Origin of the sequence: Salipiger aestuarii, from assembly GCF_003259905.1 — a bacterium.
In the GTDB taxonomy this organism is placed as follows: domain Bacteria; phylum Pseudomonadota; class Alphaproteobacteria; order Rhodobacterales; family Rhodobacteraceae; genus Salipiger; species Salipiger aestuarii.
The window spans coordinates 1-24318 of record NZ_QLMG01000008.1; the positions used below are offsets into that span (position 1 = coordinate 1).

Annotated in this window: 22 protein-coding genes; 17 read left to right on the plus strand and 5 right to left on the minus strand. The window is 64.9% G+C overall.

Features of this window, described 5'->3' with window-relative positions; all coding sequences use genetic code 11:
* On the minus strand, positions 1 to 780 hold a 780-nt coding region (locus ATI53_RS06115), incomplete at its 3' end, for an SDR family NAD(P)-dependent oxidoreductase (protein WP_111550007.1).
* A gap of 176 nt (positions 781 to 956) precedes the next feature.
* On the opposite strand from ATI53_RS06115, the gene ATI53_RS06120 reads away from it, so the two are divergent.
* A complete protein-coding gene (locus ATI53_RS06120; RefSeq protein WP_111549959.1) occupies positions 957 to 1790 on the plus strand; it encodes an alpha/beta hydrolase in 834 nt (277 codons plus the stop codon).
* Positions 1791 to 1848: 58 nt separating this feature from the next.
* Positions 1849 to 2736, plus strand: coding sequence for a YihY/virulence factor BrkB family protein (locus tag ATI53_RS06125; protein ID WP_111549960.1), 888 nt, complete (start codon positions 1849 to 1851; stop codon positions 2734 to 2736).
* Here the strand turns inward: ATI53_RS06125 and ATI53_RS06130 are convergent.
* Positions 2716 to 3816, minus strand: coding sequence for an N-acetylglucosamine-6-phosphate deacetylase (locus tag ATI53_RS06130; protein WP_111549961.1), 1101 nt, complete (start codon positions 3814 to 3816; stop codon positions 2716 to 2718). The two genes, ATI53_RS06125 and ATI53_RS06130, sit on opposite strands and share 21 nt — an antisense overlap.
* A 262-nt stretch (positions 3817 to 4078) precedes the next feature.
* Between ATI53_RS06130 and ATI53_RS06135 the strand changes: the two genes are divergently transcribed.
* The 13 genes from ATI53_RS06135 to ATI53_RS06195 all read left to right on the plus strand — a co-directional run bounded on the left by ATI53_RS06135 (position 4079) and on the right by ATI53_RS06195 (position 20174).
* Complete coding sequence (locus tag ATI53_RS06135; RefSeq protein ID WP_009506524.1) at positions 4079 to 6118, plus strand: amylo-alpha-1,6-glucosidase; 2040 nt, start codon at positions 4079 to 4081, stop codon at positions 6116 to 6118.
* A 19-nt stretch (positions 6119 to 6137) separates the two neighbouring features.
* The gene (locus ATI53_RS06140) at positions 6138 to 8858 is read left to right on the plus strand and encodes an MGH1-like glycoside hydrolase domain-containing protein (protein ID WP_111549962.1); all 2721 of its coding nucleotides are present in this window, start codon (positions 6138 to 6140) and stop codon (positions 8856 to 8858) included.
* Positions 8859 to 8992: 134 nt separating this feature from the next.
* On the plus strand, positions 8993 to 10888 hold the full coding sequence (locus ATI53_RS06145) for a GMC family oxidoreductase (protein ID WP_240778544.1): 1896 nt from the start codon (positions 8993 to 8995) through the stop codon (positions 10886 to 10888).
* The gene (locus tag ATI53_RS06150) at positions 10885 to 11964 is read left to right on the plus strand and encodes a ferritin-like domain-containing protein (RefSeq protein WP_009506521.1); all 1080 of its coding nucleotides are present in this window, start codon (positions 10885 to 10887) and stop codon (positions 11962 to 11964) included. The genes ATI53_RS06145 and ATI53_RS06150 overlap by 4 nt, the downstream gene beginning before the upstream one ends.
* Positions 11961 to 12443, plus strand: a complete 483-nt coding sequence (locus ATI53_RS06155; RefSeq protein ID WP_111549964.1) for a hypothetical protein — start codon at positions 11961 to 11963, stop codon at positions 12441 to 12443. The genes ATI53_RS06150 and ATI53_RS06155 overlap by 4 nt, the downstream gene beginning before the upstream one ends.
* A 12-nt stretch (positions 12444 to 12455) precedes the next feature.
* Positions 12456 to 13352 carry a myo-inosose-2 dehydratase gene (gene iolE / locus ATI53_RS06160; protein ID WP_009506519.1) on the plus strand — a complete coding sequence of 299 codons (897 nt, stop codon included), beginning with the start codon at positions 12456 to 12458 and terminating at the stop codon, positions 13350 to 13352.
* A 4-nt stretch (positions 13353 to 13356) separates the two neighbouring features.
* Positions 13357 to 13794, plus strand: a complete 438-nt coding sequence (locus tag ATI53_RS06165) for a PPC domain-containing DNA-binding protein (protein WP_009506518.1) — start codon at positions 13357 to 13359, stop codon at positions 13792 to 13794.
* Between the two features lie 9 nt (positions 13795 to 13803).
* A complete protein-coding gene (locus ATI53_RS06170; protein WP_009506517.1) occupies positions 13804 to 14658 on the plus strand; it encodes a sugar phosphate isomerase/epimerase family protein in 855 nt (284 codons plus the stop codon).
* Positions 14659 to 14681: 23 nt separating this feature from the next.
* Positions 14682 to 15011 carry a hypothetical protein gene (locus tag ATI53_RS06175; RefSeq protein ID WP_009506516.1) on the plus strand — a complete coding sequence of 110 codons (330 nt, stop codon included), beginning with the start codon at positions 14682 to 14684 and terminating at the stop codon, positions 15009 to 15011.
* A gap of 60 nt (positions 15012 to 15071) precedes the next feature.
* A complete protein-coding gene (locus ATI53_RS06180; RefSeq protein ID WP_111549965.1) occupies positions 15072 to 15863 on the plus strand; it encodes an oxygen-binding di-iron domain-containing protein in 792 nt (263 codons plus the stop codon).
* Positions 15864 to 15893: 30 nt separating this feature from the next.
* The gene (locus ATI53_RS06185) at positions 15894 to 18179 is read left to right on the plus strand and encodes an Erv1/Alr family FAD-linked sulfhydryl oxidase (RefSeq protein ID WP_111549966.1); all 2286 of its coding nucleotides are present in this window, start codon (positions 15894 to 15896) and stop codon (positions 18177 to 18179) included.
* Between the two features lie 175 nt (positions 18180 to 18354).
* The gene (locus ATI53_RS06190; protein ID WP_009506513.1) at positions 18355 to 19560 is read left to right on the plus strand and encodes a glutathionylspermidine synthase family protein; all 1206 of its coding nucleotides are present in this window, start codon (positions 18355 to 18357) and stop codon (positions 19558 to 19560) included.
* A 32-nt stretch (positions 19561 to 19592) separates the two neighbouring features.
* Entirely contained in the window at positions 19593 to 20174 is a 582-nt protein-coding gene (locus ATI53_RS06195) for a DUF1190 domain-containing protein (RefSeq protein WP_111549967.1), read from the plus strand.
* Positions 20175 to 20194: 20 nt separating this feature from the next.
* Here the strand turns inward: ATI53_RS06195 and ATI53_RS06200 are convergent, their stop codons facing one another.
* A complete protein-coding gene (locus tag ATI53_RS06200; protein ID WP_205912125.1) occupies positions 20195 to 21256 on the minus strand; it encodes an MBL fold metallo-hydrolase in 1062 nt (353 codons plus the stop codon).
* Between the two features lie 950 nt (positions 21257 to 22206).
* Here ATI53_RS06200 and ATI53_RS06205 point away from each other — a divergent pair.
* Positions 22207 to 22506 carry an SH3 domain-containing protein gene (locus ATI53_RS06205; RefSeq protein ID WP_009504803.1) on the plus strand — a complete coding sequence of 100 codons (300 nt, stop codon included), beginning with the start codon at positions 22207 to 22209 and terminating at the stop codon, positions 22504 to 22506.
* Positions 22507 to 22655: 149 nt separating this feature from the next.
* On the opposite strand, the gene ATI53_RS06210 is transcribed toward ATI53_RS06205, so the two are convergent.
* Together ATI53_RS06210 and ATI53_RS06215 are read right to left on the minus strand one after the other, a co-directional pair.
* Positions 22656 to 23258 carry an NrsF family protein gene (locus ATI53_RS06210; protein ID WP_009504804.1) on the minus strand — a complete coding sequence of 201 codons (603 nt, stop codon included), beginning with the start codon at positions 23256 to 23258 and terminating at the stop codon, positions 22656 to 22658.
* Positions 23240 to 23794: a sigma factor gene (locus ATI53_RS06215; protein ID WP_034452597.1), complete on the minus strand. Its 555-nt coding sequence runs from the start codon at positions 23792 to 23794 to the stop codon at positions 23240 to 23242. Before ATI53_RS06215 ends, ATI53_RS06210 begins: the two co-directional genes overlap by 19 nt.
* A gap of 182 nt (positions 23795 to 23976) precedes the next feature.
* Here ATI53_RS06215 and ATI53_RS06220 point away from each other — a divergent pair, with 182 nt between their 5' ends.
* Entirely contained in the window at positions 23977 to 24279 is a 303-nt protein-coding gene (locus ATI53_RS06220) for a BufA1 family periplasmic bufferin-type metallophore (RefSeq protein ID WP_009504806.1), read from the plus strand.
* The last annotated feature ends 39 nt before the right edge of the window (positions 24280 to 24318 follow it).

Below are 24318 nucleotides of genomic sequence, written 5' to 3' on the forward strand. Positions count from 1 at the left end.
CACCGCGCCACCGTCGACCCGCCAGGCCGACCCGTTGGTAAAGCTTGCCCGCTCTGAACACAGCATCGCCGCGGCGACCGCGACTTCGTCGGCCTTGCCGCGCCGTCCAAGCGTCAGGTAGGGGCGTTCCTCGGCCAGGAAGGTCTGGATCGCGTCTTCCTTTGATACCCCCCGCGCGGCGGCGCGCTTTTCCATCATGCCGTCGGTCATCGGGCTTTCGATAAAGGCGGGCATGACGGCGTTCACCAGCACGCCCTTTGGACCGTAGGGCTGCGACAGCGCCTTGACGAAGCTGAGCAGCGCCGCCTTGGACGCGTTGTAGACGGCCTCGTCCGGATAGGGTTGCACGGCGTTTTCCGACACGGTGAACACCACCCTGCCCCAGCCCTGCGCGGCCATGTGCGGCACAAGCGCCCTGGCCATGCGGACGCCGGACATGAAGTTGGTGTTCCAACAGGCGAACCAGTCGTCATATTCCATGTCGAGCGGGTCGCCCTTGGCGCCGGTGATGCCGGCCATGTGGACCAGAATGTCGGCCCCGCCCTTGCCGGCGACCTCATCGGCGAGGGCCGCGACATCGGTGTCACTGGTCAGATCGACGGCACGGGTTCCGACCACCGCCTCGCCCAGCTCGCGCGCGCAGGCCGACAGCTTGTCCGCATCCACATCGGTCAGGAAAAGATGGGCGCCTTCGGTGGCGAGCGCCTTGGCGGTGGCCCTGGCGATGCCGCCGGCGGCGCCCGTGACAACCGCAAGCCGTCCTGTGATCTGTAGGTCCATGGGGGTATCCTGTGTGATGAAATCCTTGGTCCCGTCGGTGGCGGGGTCGCTGCGCCAACAACCGGCGGGGCCGGGATGTTCCGGCGAGGCCGCGGAAAACATCCCCCTCGCGGGTCCGTGATCGACCCGGAGGGCGGCTGGCGCGTTAAGACCCGTTCCCCCGATCAGAGGCTCCGATGACACACCGCCCCCGCACCGAAACCGCCCTGCGCACCCATATCGACAGCATCGCCATGAATGGCGACATTCCCGCCCGGCGCGCCGGGTTCGCCCGGCTGGCGGGCCCGCAGCCCGGGGCCGAACGGGTCGATATGGGCGGTGTGCCCTGCCTTGCCGTGGGCGACGGGCCGGTGCTGCTGTGGCTGCACGGCGGGGGCTATGTGGTCGGCTCGGCGCAGACCCATCTGACCCTTGCACACGCCCTTGCGGCGGGGGGCGTGCGGGTGGTGCTGCCCGAGTATCGCCTTGCCCCTGAACACGTCTGGCCCGCGATGCTGGACGACGCGCTTGCGGTGCGCGACGCGCTGGGACCGAGGCCGGTGGTGGTGGGCGGGGACAGCGCGGGTGGGCATCTTGCGCTTGCGATCGCCCGGCGCCGGGCTTGCGCCGGCGTGGCGCTGATCTCGCCGAACACCGACCGGACGGGGCGCAGCGCGACACGCGGGCGCACGGGGGATGCGATGAACGACGATGCCACCGACGCCTGGCTGGCGGCCATCGCGATGCCGGATATGCCGCCGGACGATCCGGACCTGTCGCCCCTGCTGGCGGATCTGGCCGGACTGGCGCCCCTGCACATCGAGCTGGCCGGCGCCGAGATGCTGCTTGACGACGGGCTGCTGCTGGCCCGCGCCGCCGCGCTGCAAGGCGTCCAAACCCATCTGCACGTTACGCCGGGGCTGTTCCATCTGTTCGCGCTCTGGCCCGACGCGGTCCCTGAAGGCGCCGCCGCGCTTGCGCGCATCGCGCGGTTTGCGACGCGGTGCAGCGCGCGGGGCGGATCAACGTAACGTCGGCGGGAACCCGCCAGCCTCGCAGCGGGTTGACCGTGCAAGACAGGAGCCCCACATGACCGCGACCCCCGAAACGACCCAGGCCGATCATCCGGCAGAGCTGCGCCGCGGCGATTTCAAGACCGCCGCACTGGAGGTCTGGCGCGCCATTTCCCGGGACAAGCTAAGCCTGATCGCCGCCGGGATCGCCTTTTTCGGGCTGCTGGCGCTGTTCCCCGCGATCACCGCGCTGATGGCCATCGCCGGGCTGTTCCTGACCCCCGGAGACGTCACCGCCCAGATCACCCAGGTGTCGCAGATGATGCCGCAAAGCGCCGCCGAGATCGTCATTGAGCAGGCCAAGGGCGTGGCCGGGTCCGATCAGGGCGGGCTGGGCATCGCCGCGGCGCTCGGCATCGTCATTGCGCTTTATTCGGCATCGGCGGGGGTGTCGAACCTCATTCAGGGGCTGAACGTGTGCTATGGCACGCACGAGACGCGCAATTTCGTCAAGCTCAAGGCGGTGACAATGATGATGACGCTGCTGATGATCCTTGGGCTGGTGATCGCGCTGGCGGTGGTTCTGGTGCTGCCCGGCGTGCTGGCGGTGGTCAACCTTGGCGGCGCGGTCGAAGCCACGGTGTCGGTTCTGCGCTGGATCCTGTTGCTGGGGCTGACCGTGGCGGGCATCGGTCTGATCTATCATTTCGGACCGGACAGGGCGCCCGCCAACTGGCGCTGGATCACGCCCGGCGCGCTGATCGCCTGCTTTCTGTGGGTCGCCGCGTCGTTCGGGTTTTCGCTTTATGCCGAGAATTTCGGCAGCTACCAGGAAACCTTCGGCTCGCTTGCCGGCGTGATCATCCTGCTGTTCTGGCTGTGGATTTCGGCTTTTATCGTGCTGCTTGGCGCCCGCATCAATGCCGCTCTCGAAGCGCGAACCCTAGCCGACCCCCAAAGCTGAGCCCAGCTCGGGAGCATCCAGCACCAGCAGATCGTCCATCGCCATTCCGGGCAGGATCCGGCGCGGCGCCAGCCCCATCAGGCGGCGGGGTATGTCCGTCGTCATCGCCACCGCCTCGTCCGGGGGCACGCCCACCCGCGTTATCAGGTTGACCAGACAGTCGCGCAGGCTGACATGGGCGCCCGCCAGCGCACCCTCGGCGTTGACAAGGCGGCCGTCGCGCAGGTCGATCCTCTGGCCATAAAGCATGAAATGATCCGCCCCGCCCACCGTCTCCATGGCGTCGCTGACCGCAAAGCACAGCCCCTTTTCGGGACGCGCCCGCAGCGCGATGCGCAGCATCTGCCATGACACATGGATGCCGTCGCAGATCAGCCCGCAGGCCACTTTCGAATCAATCGCGGCCCCCAGAAGGCCCGGCCTGCGCGATTCCATCCCGTCCATCGCATTGAAAAGATGCGTCACGCAGGTCACGCCGCGCGCGAACGCCTCTTGCGCCTGTTCCGCCGTGGCGCTGCTGTGCCCGGCGGACACCACCGCCTTGCTGGCGACCAGCGCGGCAAGCAGCGCGGGGTCGGCGCGTTCGGGCGCCAGCGTAATCATCACCGGCACATCGCGGGCCCGCAGCCGCTCTACCAGCGCGACCGTGCGCGCATCGAGCGGACGCAGGTATTGCGGCGCGTGGGTGCCGCGCCGGGCGGGCGACAGGTGCGGGCCTTCAAGATGCAACCCGAGGATGCCTTGCTCGTCGCGGCACGCCAGCACCGCATCGGCGGCGGCTTCGGCCACCTGCGGCGCGTCGGTGATCACCGTGGGAAGGATATCGCCAGTGCCAAGCGCCCGGTGCGCGCGCGCGATGGCGGCCAGCCCGTCGGGGGTGGGCATGTCGTTCACCATCACACCGCCGCCGCCGTTCACCTGCAGGTCGCTCAGCAGCGGCGTCACAAGCGTCACTGCGCGGGCCGCGACATCGGTACGCGGGCGGATCTGCGCCAGCCTGCCGGCGTCGACCACCAGTTCCATTCCGGGCCGCAGCGCCCCGTCCAGCCAGACGCCTCGGGGCGCGATAACCTGCCGCATCAGTCCTGCCCTCCGATTGCCGCCCGAGCGATGGCGACAGGCGCGGCCAAGGTCAAGGCCTGGCGTCGCGCCCCGCCGGTACGCGGGCGAAGGATAGGTCGCATTCTACGGACTTGGGGGAAACGATTAAGGGACGCTTAGGCCTTTGCCCATAGCGTTCCGTCAACGGCAAAGAGCGATCGGCGCGATGGCAGCGAATGCCGCTTGCGGCGGCGCTTTGTCCAAATCCGGCGCTGGTCCGGGACCAAGCAGAGGGCGCGGGATGTTCGCATATAAACAGATGAAGAGCGCCGATCTGCCCGGCGACCGGCTGGGGCGCGACATCTGCACGCTTCCGGCCGGCGCCGAGGCGGCCGAATGGCTCGTGACCAACGGCATCGGCGGATATGCTGCCGGGACCGTGGCCGGACTGCCGACGCGGGGCTATCACGGCCTGCTGGTCGCGGCGCTGGATCCGCCGGTCGGGCGCACGCTGATGCTCGTGACCCTGCTGGAAACGGTGACGGTGGGGGATCGCGCTTTCGATCTGGGCAGTCTTCGCTGGGCAGACGGGACCATGGCACCGGACGGCGCGCGCCATCTGCAAGACGTCCGCTTCGAAGGCACGCTGCCGGTCTGGACATACGTCACCCCGCAGTTCACCCTTGAAAAACGGGTGTTCATGGACCACGGCGCGAATGTCACGCGCATCCGGTACAGCTGCCTTCGGGCCGAGGCGCCCGTGTCCCTGACCCTGCGTCCGATCGCCGATTGCCGCGATTACCACAGCCGGTCCTTCGCCAGCGACTGGCTGCCCGAGGTGACCGCGCAGGGCGACCGGCTGACCGTGGGCTGGGGCGATGCCGCGCGCGCGATGCACCTGCATGCGCCTGGCGCCCGCGCCACCGCGTCTGCCGCGTGGTACCGGGGCGTCGACCTGGCGCAGGAACGGGCGCGCGGTCTGACCGATCAGGAAGACCACGTTCAGACCGGCGCGTTCGAGGTCACGCTGGCGCCGGGCGAAACCCTGCGCTTTGCCGCAGGCGCGTCGCTGCCCCCCGCCGAAAACCCGCCAGACGGGCTTGCCGCCGAGGTTGCGCGCCAGCACGCCGTTCTTGATGCCTGGGAAAAGGCGCGCCCCGCCGGGCCCGCCGCGCCGGCGTGGATCGACCGGCTGGTTCTGACCGCCGACCAGTTCGTCGCCCGGCGCGCGCTGCGCGACGGCTCCGGGGGGCACACCGTCATCGCCGGCTATCACTGGTTTGCCGACTGGGGGCGCGACACGATGATCAGCCTTCCGGGTCTGACCATCGCGACCGGGCGCGCCGACATCGCCGCGTCGATCCTGCGCAGTTTTGCCGATGTCGTCGATGCCGGGATGATCCCCAACCGCTTTCCCGACGGCGGCACCGATCCGGAATACAACACCGTCGATGCGTCCTTCTGGTTCATCGAGGCTGTGGCCGCCCACGTCGATGCCACCGGAGATACCGCGCTGCTGGGCGAACTGTTCGAGGTGCTTGAAAGCATCGTTAAGCACATGGAAAAGGGCACCCGCTACGGCATTCGCGTCGATCCCGCAGATGGGTTGATCACCGCCGGTGAACCGGGGGTGCAACTGACCTGGATGGACGCCAAAATCGGCGACTGGGTCGTCACGCCCCGCATCGGCAAACCGATCGAGGTGAACGCGCTTTGGCTGTCGGGTCTGCGGTTCATGGCGCGCGCCGCGGGGCTGCTTGGACGCGACAGCGCTCCCTACAACGCCTTGCTGACCAAGGCGCGCGTGGGGTTCGAACGCTTCTGGAACGCCGAACGCGGGTTTTGCTACGATGTTCTCGACGGGCCAGACGGTCACGAGGATGCCTTGCGCCCCAACCAGATATTCGCCGCCCGTCCGGCCACCGGGGTGTTTGATGACGCCCGCTGCCGCGAGATCGTGCGCCGCTGCGAAGCCGCGCTGCTGACCCCCGCCGGGCTGCGCTCGCTCGGGCCGGACGAACCCGGATACCGCCCCCGCTACGCCGGCGATCAGACCGCGCGCGATGGTGCTTATCATCAGGGCACCGTCTGGGCCTGGCTGATCGGACCCTTCATCGAGGCGCATCTGAACGCCTTCGCCGATCCCGGCCGCGCCGCGGAAATCCTTGCGCCCATGGCCGACCAGCTGCGGATCGAGGGGATCGGCACCATCAACGAGATATTCGAGGCCGACGCGCCGCACGCCCCGCGCGGCTGCGTTTCGCAAGCCTGGAGCGTGGCGGAATGCATCCGCGCCTGGACACTGATCGCCCGCGCGTCCGCTGCCCCCTCAAAGCCCTGAACACATCCGGAGAGCCCAGATGACCGATACCGCCGAAGACAAGCGCCTGAATGGCCCCGCGCGCGCCGACTGGATGCGCTGGGGTCCGTATCTGAGCGAACGCCAATGGGGCACCGTGCGCGAGGATTATTCCGAAGGCGGCACCGCCTGGGATCACCTGCCCCATGACAATGCGCGCAGTCAGGCCTACCGCTGGGGCGAGGATGGCATTGCCGGACTGTCCGACGACCGCCAGCGCCTGTGTCTGAGTCTGGCACTGTGGAACGGCAACGATCCCATCCTCAAGGAACGGATGTACGGCCTGACCAACGATCAGGGTAATCACGGTGAAGACGTCAAGGAATACTATTTCTATCAGGACAGCACGCCGACCCACAGCTACATGAAAATGCTGTACAAATACCCACATTCCGCGTTCCCCTACAGCGATCTGATGGCGGAAAACGCCCATCGCAAGGCGACCGATTCCGCCGCGCTGGAATACGAGCTGATGGACACCGGCCTGTTCGACGAAGATCGCTATTTCGACATCGGCGTCGAATACGCCAAGCGATCGGCCGACGATATTCTGGTCCGGATCACCGCCACCAATCGTGGGCCCGAACCGCATCCGATCTGGCTTTTGCCCACGCTTGTCTTCCGCAACACTTGGAGCTGGCGTGCCGGCTCGGACCGTCCCGAAATGTCGGCGGTTCCCACACCTTCCGGCAGCGCCGCAATCGAGACCCGCCACAGCGCCCTTGGCACCACGCGCCTGATCTGCCCGGAGGCCGATGCCCTGCTTTTCGTGGAAAACGAAACCAACACGCAGCGGCTTTACGGTGTGCCGGGGCCGACCTTTCCCAAGGACGGGATCAACGATCACCTGCTGCATGGCGCCCCCGCGGTGAACCCCGACCAGACGGGAACCAAGGCCGCCGCGATTTATCGCCGTGATGTCGCCCCCGGCCAGTCAGTCCGCATCGTGCTGCGGCTTGCAGCCGACGGTACGGCGACCGATCTTGGCCCGGACGCGGACGGCGTTTTCGCCGCCCGCCTGGCCGAGGCAGATGCGTTCTACGCCGCCCGCCTTCCCACAGGCCTGACGCCCGACCGAGCGGACATCGCGCGTCAGGCCCATGCGGGGATGCTGTGGTCCAAGCAATTCTTTCACTTCGTAGTGGCCGATTGGCTGGATGGCGACGATGTGCCCCCCCCGGCGGGACGTCACAAAGGCCGCAACGCGCATTGGCGCCATTTCTATTCCGAAGACATCATTTCGATGCCCGACACCTGGGAATATCCTTGGTTTGCCAGCTGGGATCTGTGTTTCCATACAATCGCACTGGCACGCACGGACCTGACTTTTGCGAAAGAGCAGGTTATGCTTTTGTGTCGCGAATGGTTCATGAAGCCCGATGGGCAGGTGCCCGCTTATGAATGGGCATTCGACGACGTAAACCCGCCCTTGCAGGTTTGGGCCGGGCTAAAGATCGCCGAATACGAACTGGAAACATTCGGCACCACGGATCACGCCTTCATGCGGCGCCTGTTCGACCACAGCCTGCTTTATTTCACCTGGTGGGTAAATCGCAAGGATGCCGAGGGCAACAATCTGTTTCAGGGCGGATTTCTCGGCTTGGACAATATATCCGTCTTTGACCGATCTTCCGGAAATTTGCCCGGCGGGGGGCGCCTGTATCAATCGGACGGAACCACCTGGGTTGGCTTTTTCGCGCTGCAAATGATGCAAATGGCACAAAAATTACAAACATCCGACCCCGCATATGCGGAAATGGCGTCGAAGTTTTTTCAGCATTTTGTGTTTATTGCCGATTCTCTGGACCATCTGGGCCGCGAATCCGATGGGCTGGCCGATTTGTGGAGCGAGGAAGACGGGCTGTATTTCGATGTGCTGCGCATCGGGGATGATTTCCTGCCGCTGAAAGCCCGCTCGCTGGTGAGCCTCATTCCGATGATCGCGGTGGCCGCGCTGGATCTGTCCTCGCTCAACGAGGCGGACGACCCGCTTTTCAGGGAAAGGCTCGACTGGTTCCGGCGCGAGCAGGACGATCTGCTGGGAAAGGCGGCACATGGCGCCGGCGAAGACTCCAGCCTGCTGCTGTCCTTTGTCGGACGCGACCGTCTGATACGGCTGCTTGGCCCAATGCTTGACGAAGCCGAATTCCTGTCTCCCTACGGCATTCGCTCGCTTTCGCGGCGGCATCTTGACGATCCTTTCTCGATCACCATCGAGGGCGGTACATTCGATGCGGGCTATCAACCGGCGGAATCGCATTCGGGCATGTTCGGCGGCAATTCCAATTGGCGCGGACCGATCTGGATTCCGATGAACTATATCCTGATAGATGCGCTGCGCACCCATCATGCCCATTATGGCGACACACTGCGCGTTGAATGCCCCACGGGGTCCGGACAAATGATGACGCTGGACGAGGTCGCCGACGACATCGCGGGCCGTCTGGCGGCGATTTTCGAACGGGATCCAGCCGGTAATCGGCCCGTATACGGCGGCACGACCAAGATGCAGAACGATCCGCACTGGCGCGACAATATTCTGTTCTATGAGTATTTTCATGGGGATATCGGCGCCGGCATCGGGGCATCGCATCAGACCGGATGGACCGGCCTTGTCGCCGTCCTGGTCGAAAGTCTGGCTCAGGCGAAAGCCACACAAGCGGCTGTCACAGTGCCCTTGGTGGCGGCGCAAAAGGCCTCTGTTTCGGCAAAAGTCGCCTGACAAGAACTTCTCTTGCAATTGCTGTCTCAACTTAACCTTGCGGTAAATAAACCGCGCCAAAAGACTAGGGTAACGCTGGGTCAGTGGAAAAACAATTCCGCCGATCGGCGCAGATGGATAGGATTTTCACGCATATGACCGGCACCGACCCATTTACAATTCCGCCAGAGGTGGCTTTTGAAACCCGCTATGACGTTGCGATCATCGGATCGGGCGTCAGCGGTGCGTTGATCGCAAAATCTCTGGCAGCGCGCGGTCTCAGAGTGATTGTCGTCGAAGCCGGGCCTGGCGAGGATGTCACCATTGCCGATTACACCAAAAGCGTGGAACGTTTCTACAGCGCCGTATCCAAGGATAACAACGCGCCCTACGCCCACAGCCGCAATGCGCCGATGCCCCGCGATTATGACGCGGTCAAACTGCACGACGGACAGCCGAACGACCGTGGTTATCTGGTGCAGAACGGCCCGTTCGAAATCGACAGCACATATTCGCGCGTCCTGGGCGGCACCACCCGCCATTGGGAAGCCAAGGCGCTGCGTATGCTGCCGGACGACTTCCGCATGCAAAGTGCGTTTGGGCGCGGCCGCGACTGGCCCATCGGTTACGACGATCTGGCGCCCGATTACATCCGCGCCGAGCGCGAACTTGGCGTGTCCGGCAATGTCGAGGATCAGGGCTATGGCGGGCTGACATTCGAAGACGGGTACGTCTATCCGATGAAACGGATGCCCCCGTCGTTTCTGGACAAGACCATGGCAAAGGACCTGGACGGGCTTGAAGTGACGGTCGGCGACGAGACCTTCTCGTTGAACGTCCGCAGCACGCCCCAGGCCCGAAACGGCATCCCCAATGCAGCCTATGACGGGGGCAAAGGCTTTACCCCCACCGGGGCCGTCAGCATTCATCAGGCGGAAATGGGCGAGCGCTGCCAGGGCAATACGAATTGCGTTCCGATTTGCCCGGTTCAGGCGAAATACGATGCGCGCCGCACGCTTCTGGCCGCGATGGATACCGGGCACGTGCATCTCTTGCCGCGCACCGTCGCCGCGCGGGTCGAGATCGACAGCACCACGGGCCGCGTTACCGGGGTGACCTGCAAAACCTATGCCAACAAGGATGCGCCCGGCCATATCACCGGCACGCTCAATGCGACAACCTATGTGCTTGCCGCGAATGCGGTCGAAAACGCGCGGCTGATGCTGGCTTCCGATCTGCACGGTTCGAGCAATCTCATGGGGCGCAACCTCATGGATCACGCCTATCTGCTGACCTGGGGGCTGATGCCTCAGGTCGTGGGCACCGGGCGCGGGCCGCTATGCACCTCTGGCATCGAGGATATTCGCACCGGCGCCTATCGCAGCCATCATGCCGCCGTCCGCTTCAGCATTCACAACGACGGGTGGGGCTGGGCCACCGGCGCCCCCTACACCGATCTTGCCGACCTGGTCGATGCGCGCAACCTGACCGGGATCGCCCTGCGCAACGCCCTGATCGACCGGGTCGGGCGGCAGCTTCTGCTCGACTGCATGATCGAGGTGCTGCCTGAAGAGAGCAACCGCATTTCGGTCGACCCGCGTCATCTGGACCAGATGGGCAACCCGCGCCCCGTCGTTTCATTCGACATCCCGGATTACACGCTTGAAACCGTTGCCTTTTCACGCAGGTTGACCCGCCGCATCTACCAGCGGCTGGGGGCCGAGGATCATTCGCATTACACCCCGTCGGCGCCGGGCTGGGTAACCCATGACGGCGAAGGCTTCACGGTGCGCGGTGGCAACCACTGGGCCGGAACCCACATCATGGGCACCCACGCAAAAACTTCGGTCGTCGACGCCACGCAGCGGTCCTGGGATCACGACAACCTCTACCTTGCCGGGGCCGGATCCATGCCCAGCATCGGCACCGCCAACACGACCCTGACGCTGGCCGCCCTTTGCCTGCGCACCGCCGATGCCATTGCCCACGACCTTGCGCCCGGCACCGCCGCGCCGTCGGCTTCGACCCGCCGCGAAGGGGTTTCCGCATGAGCCTGTTCCAGATCACCGACCTTGCCGGGCTGCATCACCATCTCGAAGCCGCGATGCAGCTTGAACACGCGACGATCCCCCCCTACCTGACCGCGCTGTATTCCATCAGGCCGGGCAGCAACACCGAAGCCTTCGACATCATCCGCGCGGTCGCGGTCGAAGAAATGCTGCACCTGACGCTCGTCGCCAACCTGCTGAACGCGGTCGGCGGCACACCTGATCTGACCACCGCCGGTTTCGTCGCGACCTACCCGGCAATGCTGCCCGATGGCGAAGAGGATTTTGCCGTCGATTGCCAGAAATTCTCGCCCGAAGCGATCGAGACTTTCCTGCGCATCGAACGACCGGCAGATCTGAATCACCGCCAGCAAGGGGGGAAGACCGTCACCCGGCAAAAGGTTGCCGGGGCCGTCACGGCAGGCCACACCGGCGCCGCCACCGAAGAACATTTCTTCAGCATCGGCGAATTTTACAAGGCCATCGAAGACGGCCTCGACCGGCTATACGCCGACATCGGCGATGCATTGTTCAGCGGCGATCCGGCGCGACAGATCGGGCCGGAATACTATTATTCCGGGGGCGGGGGCCTGATCGAAGTCACCGATATGGCCTCGGCGAAGGCGGCGCTGGATCTGATTGCCGAACAGGGCGAAGGCGTGACCGATACGATCTTTGACGAAGACGGCGAGATCGCCCATTATTACCGGTTTCAGCAGCTGGTCCTGGGTCGGTATTATCAACAGGGTGACGCGCGCGACGCGCCGACAGGGGGTCCCGTTCCCGTCGACTGGTCGGCGGTCTATCCGATCAAGACGAATGCGCGGCTCGACGATTTTCCGATGGGGTCCGACCTGCGCAATGCGGCCGAGAGTTTCAACCGGACCTATGCGACATTCCTCGACCGGCTGACGCGCGCGTTTCGGGGCGCCCCCGAACAGTTCATCCCCGCCGTCGGCGACATGTTCCACATCAAGGAGCTGTTCTACCGCATCATGCGTCAACCCATTGGCGACGCTTCGGATCTGCACGGCGCCCCGACATTTGAAATCGACCGTTCGACGGAGAAGACAGCATGACGCCCGACACCCCGCACAACGACCTCAGGCCCGGCTTTCTTGCGCTGTCGACCGCGTTGACAGGTTTCAGCGAACACGAGTTGCTCGGCACCGGACAGACAATGATCTATCTGCAAACCGTCTGCGACATGGCCAGATCCGACTGCATCGCAGATATGCTCGACGCGTTTTGTGCCTGCGCTATCGGTGATGACAAGGCGGCACTGGACCGCCACCTGCGCCTGTGCATACTCAGCCATCCCCGCCACGGCCCTTTGGCCAGAAACCTGGTCAAGCTGTGGTACACCGGGACATGGCATTGCCTGCCCCGAGACTGGCACGAAAGTTATGGCGGCAACCCCGCCGACCACGATCACATCCCTTCCCCCACCTCCTACACCGAAGGCCTGCTGTGGCCTGCCATCGGCGCCAACCCGCCCGGTGCAAAACCGTTTGGGTACGGCATGTGGGCCAACCCTCCGCGCGTATTCCGCGCCTGAAGGAGACGCAAAATGCTGAATCCCGACAAGGTTCTGGTGGGCATCACCCCCACCGGATGGACAAATGACGACTACCCGTCGCTGGGCGAAGAAATCTCGTTCGGGCAATGCGTGACCGAAATGGCGCTGGCCGGTTTTTCGGGATGCAGCGTCGGGCACAAGTTCCCCAAGGACCCCGACATCCTGGAACGCGAACTGTCCCAGCGCGGCCTGCGTGTGTCTGAACCCTGGTCCAGCACGTTCTTTACCGTGAACGACATGCACGACCGCACGATCGAAAGCTTTCGCGATTCGATGGCCTTCATCAAGCGCATGGGCGGCACGTCCATTGTCGTCGCCGAACTGGGGCATGCGGTGCATCAACAGCCCGTCCCGCCCATCGCCAACAAACCGCATTTCGACGATGCCCAATGGGACTCGCTGACCACCGGGCTGAACGATCTGGGGCGAATCGCCGCCGATGCGGAGATGCGACTGTGCTACCACCACCACATGGGCACCGGCGTCATGACCCGGCCCGAGGTCGATCGGCTGATGGCCGAAACCGACGCCGAGGTCGTTCACCTGCTGCTCGACACCGGCCACCTGTACTGGGCCGGCGACGACCCGCTTGCCATGGCACGCGCCTATGCCGACCGGATCCGCCATGTGCATCTCAAGGACATCCGCCATGACGTGATGGACCGGTGCAACGCCACAAACCGCACGTTCATCGAATCGGTGATGCAAGGCGTGTTCACCGTTCCCGGCGACGGGGTCATCGACTTTGCTCCGATCTTTCAGGCGCTTGCAGACGCCGATTATGCCGGCTGGTTGATGGTCGAGGCGGAACAGGACCCCGCCAAGGCCAATCCGCTGCAATACGCGCGCATGGCGCGCGCCTATATTCGCGAAACGGCGGGGGTCTAGGGCCATGCGGTACAAGCTTCTCGAAGACATCGGCGGTCGCCGCAAGTTCGTGCTGGCATTGGATGCGGGCGAAAACGCGATCGAAAGCATCACCGCCTTCGCGCAGGACCACGATCTGGGCGCCACCAGCCTGACCGGGATCGGCGCCTTTGCCCAGGCCTCACTGGGCTATTTCAATCCCGCCACCAAAGAGTTTCGCCAGAACGACATCACAGATCAGACCGAGGTTCTGTCGATGATCGGCAACATCGCTGTCGAGGCCGACGGCAAGCATAAGTTGCATGTTCATGTGGTGCTTGGCTGCATCGACGCGACAACCCGTGGCGGGCATCTGATCGAGGCATCGGTGCGCCCCACGCTTGAAATCGTGCTCGAGGAATCGCCGGCCCATCTGGCACGCGGCGTCGATGCCAAAAGCGGCCTCGTCCTGCTTCAACCCTAGGAGACATCCATGCGTTTTGGCGTCAATTCCCTGCTGTTTTCCGGCACCTTCGACGAAACCGACCTGGAACTGCTCGACAAGGTCCAGGCGATGGGCTTCGACACGTTCGAGGTTACGCCGGTCGATCCCGACACCTTTCCTGCCCGTGCCCTGGCGCAGCGCGCTCGGGATCTGGACCTTCAACTCAACGCCAACTTCGCCCTGCCCGCCGACGCCAACACCATCGACCCCGACCCGGCCGTTCGTGCCCGCGGGGTCGAACTGTCCAAAAAGGTGATCGACCTTTGCGTCGAGGCGGGCGTGGGCATTTATTGCGGTGCGAATTACTGCGCGTGGGGCTACCAGACGGGGCGCAGGCGCACGACGGACGAATGGAACCGGGGCGTCGACTCCTATCGCGCGATCTGCGAACACGCCGCCGGATCGCCGCTGATCGTTGCTGCGGAAACCCTGAACCGGTTCGAATCCTTCTACCTCAACACCGCCGCCGACGCCGTGCGCTTTGTCGAAGATGTCGGCCTGCCCAACGCCGCTGTCCACCTCGACACCTTTCACATGATCCGCGAAGAAGACGACATCGCCGCTGCGATCCGTGCCACCGGCGATCGGATGGCCTATTTCCACGCCTGCGGCAGCCATCGCGGCGTGCCCGGTCGGGACATGGTACCATGGGACGACACGTTCCGGGCGCTGCGCGACATTGGCTATGACAGTTGCATCACCCTTGAATCGTTCAATCCGGGGCTTGAACGATTGGCGGGCCTTGTCTGTATCTGGCGCGACTTTGCCGCCTCTCCCGAAGATCTGGCGCGCGATGGTCTTGCCTTTCTGCGCGCCAAATACGCCGAAATCAATCCAACCTGACCACAGCATCGAAGGGCTTCCAAATGGCCAAGACTATCGAAATCGTCACCTTCCGCCTCGCCGACGGCGTCAGCGATGAGGCATTCATCGCCGAGACCAAGACCATGGAGCGCGACTTTCTGGGCAAGCTGCCCGGATTCATCGACCGCGACACCGGCAAATCCGCCGAGGGCGGCTGGATCGTGGTTCTGCACTGGGCAAGCGCCGAGGATGCGCAGGCGTCGATGAACAAGTTCGTCGATGCGCCCGGCACCAAGGCCTTTACCGCCTGCATCGACATGTCGACCTTCCAGATGGTGCGCTACAGGCTGGAAGATTTCTACAAGCTTTCGACGGACGACGCGGCCGCCTGACGGCCTTGACAGCGGCAGCGGCTGCCGCTGTCCCACACCCTTTTCCGATGGGATCACATCATGCCTGAATCCTTTACCGTTGCCCCCGAAACCTTTGTCATTCCCGAATCCGTCCCGGTGCCCGGCGTCGGCAAGATGGCCGTCAACGCGATGGTGATCCGGGGGCAACAACCGATGTTGCTGGACACGCTCGCAACTGTACACCGCGACATCTATCTTGAAGAAGCGTTCAAGATCGTCGAGCCCGAAGACGTGCGCTGGCTGTTTCTCAGCCACGAGGACAGGGATCACTCGGGCTCGATCAAGCAGGTTCTGGACATGTGCCCGAACGCCAGGCTGATCACCAGCTTTCTGGGTCTCGGCAAGCTGTGCGAGGAATTCAGCATCCCGCCTGATCGCGTGTACCTGATGAACGATGGCGACCAGCTCGACATCGGCGACCGCGTCGTCACCGCGCTGCGCCCTCCGCTGTTCGACAGTTCGGCCACCGCAGGCCTGTGGGACCCCAAGACCGAAGTGTATTTCGCTGCCGATTGCTTTGGCACCGTGCACCCCGAAACCCACCAATACACCGACGAGCTGTCGGAAACCGAGTACGAAGAAGGCTTCTTCTGGATGAACCGGGTCAACCACATCTGGTTCGAACATATCCGCGAAGAAATCATTGGCGCGGCGGCGGACCGCATCAAGGCGCTGGATTCCAAGCTGATCGTCAGCGGCCACGGCCCGGTCGAACGCAAGAACACCGCGCTCATGTGTGATCGGATCAAGCGGATTTCCGGCATGACGCCGGTGCATCTTCCCAGCCAGGTCGAATTCGAAGATATGCTGCGCGCGCCCGACGCCGCCTGAAACACAGCTTTCCAAAGGGGGGGAATCGAAATGGCCCGGATGCACGATTACGATCAGATTGGCGCGCTGTGGAACGACTGGCAGGGCGCCATTGCAACGCGTCCGGCGGATCCCCCCGAAACGATCCTCAGCGATGTATTGCGGACCCACGGCACCCTGGTGTCATCGCAGGAGGTGTCATTCGCCCTTGCCGGCGCCGACCGCGAGGCAAGCCGCAGTGCCGCGCGGTTTACCGACTGCATGGTCGCGCTGCTTGGCGATCCGGCGCTGCGCCTGCGCCACGCTTTCGCGGCTTTCGATGCGGATGCGGACCAGACCATTGCCAAGACCGATCTGCTGACCGTGACCGGCGCCTTTGCCGATACCCCCGAAGAGGCCGGACTGCTGGCCGATGAAATCGACGCTGACGGCGACGGGCGAATATCGCTGGCCGACCTTGTGCAGTATCTGGACGGCGCGCCGCCCCCTGTGGCCCAGACCTATCGCGCCACCCATGTACCGGATCATCACCTTGGGGCATTTCCCGGCATGCCCGCGCCGTCGACCGCCACCGCCAAACCCCATCCGGACCACGACGCGGATGCCGGCATATCCCCGCTGCACCTGCGCATCGGCTTTTTCCGACTGATGCAGGGAGCGGCGTATCGCAGTTTTCGGGAAAACTATTCCGCGAATTCCGAAACTCATATCAGAGCGCGCGACCTGCCATATACGATTGAGGATTTCGCCAGATTCACAACCGTGACCATTGATTACTACCTGGCTCTTGGCCTCATTACAGATGCGGCATGCATCGCGGAATTTCGACGTCTGGACGAAATCGTGCAAGCCGAACTGGATCGGCTGCACACACGCGTGCGGACTTGGCCGACAATTCCCAGGACGCCGGGAATGCTGGCCGCTCAGGCCAAAATCGCGGACGAACGCGATGGCCTGTCCCGTCGCCAGCACCTGTGCCGGGCTGTTATGGAACTTGTCCTGTCGCTGCGGCTCCACGGGCTTCGCGTCGATCGGTCCGGCGTCGATGCGCTCGCGGGGCATGAAATAAACCGTCTGCGCCATCAGGACCTGCGCGCCGAAACCCATCGGAACGCGTCGATCCCGAGGCCTTGGGATGCCGACACCGATTACCGAGACAGCTGGAATCGCGTAATTCTATCCGATGCCGATGCACGCATTGATGGCGCCATTATGCCAACCCGGTTCTGGTATGATGAATTCATGCCGCAGCTTCTGCTATGCGCATCGCTGATCACCGCGGATGACCTGCGCCACGCGCGTGGGACCACCGAACAGGATCTTGACACATGGCACGCGGAACTCAGGGCGCAAGGCGCCTTTGATCGCTTCGCAACAGATCTGCGCGACGGCTTCGCCGCCTGCTCTTTTGGCGTCAAACGGATGCTGAAGCAGGCGTGGATTCTGACCGCGCCATATCTGACCGGAATAGAAAAACGCCGCGAGCGTGCCGAATTTGGCCGCGACAGTGGATTCCTCAGCGAATATGTGGCGTTTATAGATGTGCATTTGGGGCGCAACGATGTCGCCACTGCCGATATGCGCCTGAGCTTTCCCTATTACATCGGGCCTGCAGTCTGGGCGTTCCTGCATGGTTCCGCCGAATTGATCGAGACGATGCCCGATGCCGTCCGGCGCCGCGGAACAGACCGTTTCGCCGCATTCTTTCGCGGCTTTGCGACGATGTACCCCTGCCCCTACTGTCGTTATCATTTGAATCGCTATGTGATCCGCAACCGCGAAGTCGATATGTATCCGGTCGAATTTCTGTTGCTGGGGCGCCAGCCGGGCCGCCACGATACCGGCATCACTCTAGATGACAAACTTGCCACGATCACGGCGCCCGGTGCCTTGCGCGTCTTCTTGTGGAAACTGCACAACGCGGTTTCGTCGTCTATCGCGCGCACCGAACCTTGGTATCATCGTCAGCCGAAACCGCTTTACACGTCGCGATTCTGGCCCAGCATCGAAGCTGAAATGGCCCGCTCGGCAGCTTCGGGGCATGACGCCGTCGCGATTGCGAAAGTGACCGAAATTTACGGTATCACAAAACCCGCAGCGCATCTTGCCGTCCTTCGTGACGAACTGACCCGCGCGCTTCGCGCTGACGACAAGGCGTCTGTGGCGCAAACGATTGACCGGGCCGAAGGCGCCATCGCCGATCTTGAACTGGCCATCGAGGAGGCGTCGTTCCTGACGCGAAAATATGCCTATGATCCCGCGCAAGCGGGCCTGCCCCCCACCGTTGACGCCATACAGGAGACATTCGCGCGCAGCGGGGTATTCGTCGAACGATAGGGCGGGTAGGGCGGCGCGGACGATCCGGTGGGGGCGCCGCGAAATCCGGTCGACCGGCCGGCATCCGCTGTCGCACCCCCCTGCGCGGCGCTTATTTCGCGCCCGGCCATTCACATTTCGCCCGTCATGACCCATGTGTTTCCAGACCACTCGCGGCAAAGGACTCGACTGACAGGTGCGCAAAATCGACTTGCCGGAACGCCCGGACTGGCGCGCCAAGGCGCAGGACCAGGGCTTTACCTTTGCCGACATGCACGGCGAGCCCTATTGGGACGAAAGTTCGGCCTACAGCTTTACCCTGGATGAGATCGAACGGCAGATCGAGGATCCGTCCACCGAGCTGCACGCCCTGTGTCGGCAAGCCGTCGATCATGTGATCGGCTCCGAAGAATTGCTCGACCGGCTGGCCATTCCCGAGGCGCATCGCGACTACATCGCCCAAAGCTGGCGCGACGACGAACCCGAGCTCTATGGCCGCATGGATCTGGCGTATGGGGGCGACGGTCCCGCCAAGTTGCTGGAATACAACGCCGACACGCCCACCTCGCTTTACGAAAGCGCCGCCTTTCAGTGGCAGTGGTTCGAAGACAGCCAGGCGCTTGGCGTGCTTGGGCCCGACGACGACCAGTTCAACGGCATCCACGAGGCGATCGCCGCGCGGCTGGCGCAGATGTTCCCGCAGGGCTTTGATCTGCACCTGACCGCCATGGCCGGCGCGCCCGAGGATTACGCCACCGTCGAGGCGCTGGGATGGGCCGCGCGCGAAGCGGGTCTGGGGGCGCATTACACCGATCTGGAAAAAATCGGGGTCAGCGACGACGGCCAGTTTCTGGACGACGAAGACCGGGTGATCGGCGCCCTGTTCAAGCTTTACCCATGGGAAGACCTTCTGCGGGACGATTACGCCGCCCATCTTGCCACCTCGGGTTGCCGCATGATCGAACCGCCGTGGAAGGCCATTCTGTCGAACAAGGGCATCCTGCCAGTGCTGTGGGAATTGTTCGAAGATCACCCCAACCTGCTGCCCGCGTTTTTCGAACAGGATCTGACAAGCCCCGGCGCGGACGCGGCCGCGCGTCTGGATCGCGCAGCGGATGCGATGGCGCCGGGCCATGTGCTCAAACCGATCTTTTCGCGCGAAGGCGCGTCGATCACCATCGTCGAAGACGGCGCGATCACCGAAACCGCGACCAACGATGCCTATGCCGCCCATCCGCGCATCGCGCAGGCCTACCACCCGCTGCCCGTAATGGGCGGATTCCGCCCGGTCATCGGGTCCTGGATCGCGGGCGACACCTGCGCGGGCATCGGCATTCGCGAGGATCGCGGCCGCATCACGCAGGATCTGTCGCGGTTCAAGCCGCATTTCATCCGGGATTGACCCCGCCATAGCTGACCCGAAAAGGCCCCCTCATGACGAAACGCTCCCGCACCGCAGCCCTTGCCATCGTCGGCGCCGCCTCGTTCGCGCTGGCCGGATGTCGCGAAGATCCCGTTGACGCGCGCGCCTTTCCCGATCTGCAAAGCTGTCAGGCATCGGTCGGCCCGGACAGCCTGTTTTCGCGACAGGATTGCGAAACCGCCTTTGCCGAGGCGCAGACCCTGCACGCCGAAACCGCACCCCGCTACGACAGCCGGGAGGTCTGCGAAGAACAGTACGGGGCGGGCAATTGCGACACCGAGGCGCAGGCGACCGGGGGCGGATCGGGCAGCATCTTCATGCCGCTGATCGCGGGTTATCTGATCGGCAACATGCTGGGCGGGCGCGGAATCGGAGCACAACCGATGTATCGCGGCGCGGACGGGCGGTTCACCACGCCGGGCGGCGGCACCAGCTATGCGAACAACACCGGTCGCGCCAAACTGACGCCGCAGGCCTTTGCCAAGGCGCCGGTGACGGCGGGCAAGCCGCCGATGTCACGGGCGACGGCAGCCTCGCGGGGGGGATTTGGCACGCGCAGCACGGGCACCGGGCTGCGCGGGTTCGGCGGCTAGGCCCACCCCGCCGCAGCCCGTCAGATCGGCGGAATGGCCCGGGCCTCGCCGGGGCGCAGGGCGCGGAACCGGTCCTGAGCCAGTCGATGCCGGGCCAGCGCCAGTTCAAGCGCCCGCGCCGGAGCCTCGCGGGCCTCATTCGTCAGCTGGATCGTGCCCCAATGGTGGCCGATCCCGTAGGCCGCGCCGCACAGCTTCAGGCCCTGCACCGCTTCGTCCGGGTTCTGATGCTGTTCGGCCATGAACCAGCGCGGGTCATAGGCCCCGATGGGCAGCAGCGCCGCCCGGATCGGACCCGAGCGCCCGGGCAAGTCGCGGTAGGGCCTGCCGCCGTCGAACCCGGTATCACCGATGAACAGCAACGCGCCCACCGCGCCGCGCAGCAGGAACCCGCCCCAAAGCGCCATCGACCTGTCGCCCGCCCCCCGCGCGGACCAGTGATGCGACGGCACGCATTCCACCCCCAGCGGCCCCAACCGCGCCTGCTCTGCCCAGTCCATCGCGCGACAGCGCAGGCCGGTGGGCGCAAGGATCGTATCGTTGCCCAGCGGCGTGACCACATGCGGGTCATGCACCGCCTTGAGCCGTTTCAGGGTGTCCAGGTCAAGGTGGTCGTAGTGGTTGTGCGACAGCAGCACATGGTCGATGGGCGGCAGCGCGTCAAAGGGTATGCCCGGCGCGACGACCCGCTTCGGCCCGGCAAACGACAGGGGCGAGGCGCGCTCTGACCAGACCGGATCGGTCAGGATGTTCACGCCCTGCATCTGGATCAGCAAGCTGGCGTGTCCCACCATCGTCACGGTCATGTCCTCGACCCGCGCCGCGGGGCGCGCCGGGTCCGCAAGCGGGACCTTGTCAGGCCATTTCGCGGGGGGGTCGCCAAAGCGCCAGCGCAGCAGATCGCGAAAGCCGCGCGGCGCGGCGCCGTTCGGATTGAAAAACCGTGTGCCATCGAAATGGTCGCTGACCGGGCCCTGATAATAAGGGTTGCGTCGGTCGGCCACGCAGGCCGCGACGGTGCCCCCGACAGTGCCGAGGCCAAGCGTCGCGGCGAGCGACCGGAACAGGGTGCGGCGATTCATCGCCCAAATCCAGAGCACATGAGGGAGGTGATCCTTCGTCTTCCTGCGCCCTCCTACCCGGAAATCGCCGCCCCGGCGAGGGCGCGCGTAACGGCACGCCGTACCCTGCCCGGCAGAAACAAACAAAACACCCGTTTCAACCGTCCACGAGCACAGCATCGGACAAAAGGTAAGCGCAAGGGCCAATACCGCATCACATGGTGCATGCATGCATAAGTTTGGACAAGTCCCGGCATCGCTTTGCGTCGCGCCCCCGTGCCGCTTCGCGCCCCGGCAACCCTGCCCGCCATGGCACCACCGCGTCACGATGGACTCATCGCCCGTGGGCGGACAGGGGCCGAATTCGCTCCACTCCCGGACCTCCGCCTTGAACGACGACACCCGCATGGTGGCCTTGCACATCCGTGACCGGGTGGTGAAACACGGCAAGGAATTTATCTTTCATCGGCGCGGGTTCGATCACCGACCGCACGCGGTTCGCGGCCATCGGCACACGCCGCTTCGCGATCCACGCCGCCGATCCCGCGCGCGCTGAATTGCGGTCTTGCGCTGGAACGCGCGGCCGGGTGGTCCGGTCGACGCATCGTGCAAGGCAGATCGCATGGCGACCCATTTGAACTCCGCCCGCGTCAGGGGCGTCGCAGAGCCGCTTGGCACCACCACGGGCATGACGTTGCGGCTGCGGTTTCGCCTGTTCCCGCGCGCTGGATGCAAATCGAACAACGCGATACGATTCGCGCTGGGTATCGAACCTGTTGATCCGCCCGCCGCCGGACCATGTCCCGATGACCTGCGCCAGCGGCGGCGGTCGCGGGTCTTGCAACAGATCGGGGCACGGCGGTTCGCCGCCGCGACGAAGATCCCCATTCCAGCGTTCCGTTCCGCCCGCGACCGCATTACACTGCCCCCGAGGCAAACAGACCGAACATGGCAAACAACAGGAGCGAACGATGCGCGGACCCGTTCTTGGCGCGCTGGCGGGGGCCATGCTGATGACAGCATGCGGCTCGCAGCCCGCCGACATCTTTCAGACACGCCACGAGGTGTACGGCGTCGAGGCGCCGGACATGCTCAAGATGCGCGCCGGGCCGGGCACCGGGTTCAACATCATCACCGGGCTGCCCAACGGCACCGTACTGTGGGTGCATGACTGCACGCAGACCGGCGGCACCCGCTGGTGCGAGGTGTCGATGGACCGGGCGCAGGGGCTGCGGGGCTATGTGTCAAACGCCTATCTGCGCAAGCTGTAACGGTCAGCCCGCAAGGTCTCCCTTGCGCGGCAGTCGAGGCGCCAGGGATCCGCACCGGGCAACAGGATCGACAGCGGCAGCGGCGCGCCGGATCACCGGCCAGCGGATCGTGGAGGCCCGTTCGTGTAGCTTTCAGGGCGGCGGCGGGGTCAGACCCCCAGCATACGCCGCCCGGCCACGCGCCCGGCAAAGCCACAGATCGCGATGCCAAGCCCGTACCACAGCAGGAAAAACGCCGCGCCGTCTTCGTTGCAGTGTAGCGCATAAAGCGCCGTGGCCGCCGCGCCCGCGAACAGACCGGCCAGCAGACCGGCGCGCGCGGGGCGCGGTTCAACCCGGTGGCGCAACCCCAGCACCAGCGGCAGGCCGATGGGCAGGGCCAGCACCGGGATCGACACCAGGCATTGCAGCGCGCTGTTGCCCATCACATCGCCCCCCGTCGCCACCGCGACCGCCCAGCCGCACGCCGCCATCGCCGCCACCATGGCAAAGGGCGCGACGGGCAGGCGCCGGTCGGGCGCGCGGCGCAGCAACAGCGCCCCCGCCAGCGCCGCCAGCGCCAGCGGCAGCAGCGATTTCACCAGCACCGGCGCGCGGAGAATGGCCTGCGCCCAATCGGGCCGGATCTGCCAGACCAGCCCGACCAACAGCGCCGAAAGCACCAGCCCCGGAAGCACGCGCCGCGCAAGATGCGGGCGTTTCGGCGCCACCTTGTCGGCGGCGAGCACGGCAATCAGGTCGTCGGTTTCCATTCCTCGTCCTTTCTGGCGGCATCGGACAGCCGCCGCAGCGCGCGGTGCAGCGCCACCCTTAGCGCACCGGGCCCAAGGTCGAACCGGCTGGACAGGGTCTCGGCGTCGGCGCCGTGCACCGCGTGTTCGCGCACCAGCGCCGCGTCGCGATCCGACAGCCGCGCCAGCGCCTGTTCGATGTGCAGACTTTCCAGCGGATCGACCTCGGGGGCGCCAAGATGCGCGTGGTTCTCGATCGGCTCGTGCTGTCGGCGCGCTCCGGCGCGGATCGCGTCGATGGCCTTGTGCTTCGTGATGATCCTGACCCACGGCATCAGGGGGCGCGACACATCCCAGCTGCCGCGCTTGAGATGGATCGACAGCAGCGCCTCCTGCACCACGTCTTCGGCCATGTGCCGCATCGGCGCGGGCAGATCGCGCAGCGCCATGGCCCGCATCCGGGGCGCAAGCCGCGCAAGACCGCGGGCATAGGCCTTGCGGTCCCCCGCAAGCCCTTGCCGCATCAGATCCTCGATCTCGGCATCCATGGCTGTCATGGGCTGTTATACGCACGTTCCGGCCCGTCCGTTACAGCCCGTACCGCAAATCGGCAAAAAAAACTCCGGCGGGGTGTTTCAGCCGGTCACGACCCCGCGAGCGGTGTAACATCCGCGCCCCCTGCCCCGAATACCCCGATGCAGACAGGACGATCTGCCAACCCAGCATCGGAGACGACACCATGACCGCACGCACCAACACCACGCTTGCCCTTGCCGTGGCCGCGGGCCTTGCCCAGATGACCCTGCCCGTTCACGCCCAGGGTCAGGAAAAATGCTTTGGCGTCGCGATGGCCGGCGAAAACGGCTGCGCCGCCGGGCCCGGCACCACCTGCGCCGGCACCTCCAAGGTCGATTATCAGGGCAACGCCTGGTCGCTGGTTCCCGAGGGCACCTGCGCCGAAATCGACCTGCCCGCGATGGCCGACGGCACCGCGCGCACGGGATCGCTTGAGGCGCTCGACCGCGACCTGCCGATGGGCTGAACCCGACCCGGCGCGGCGATGCCTTCGCCGCGCCCCTGC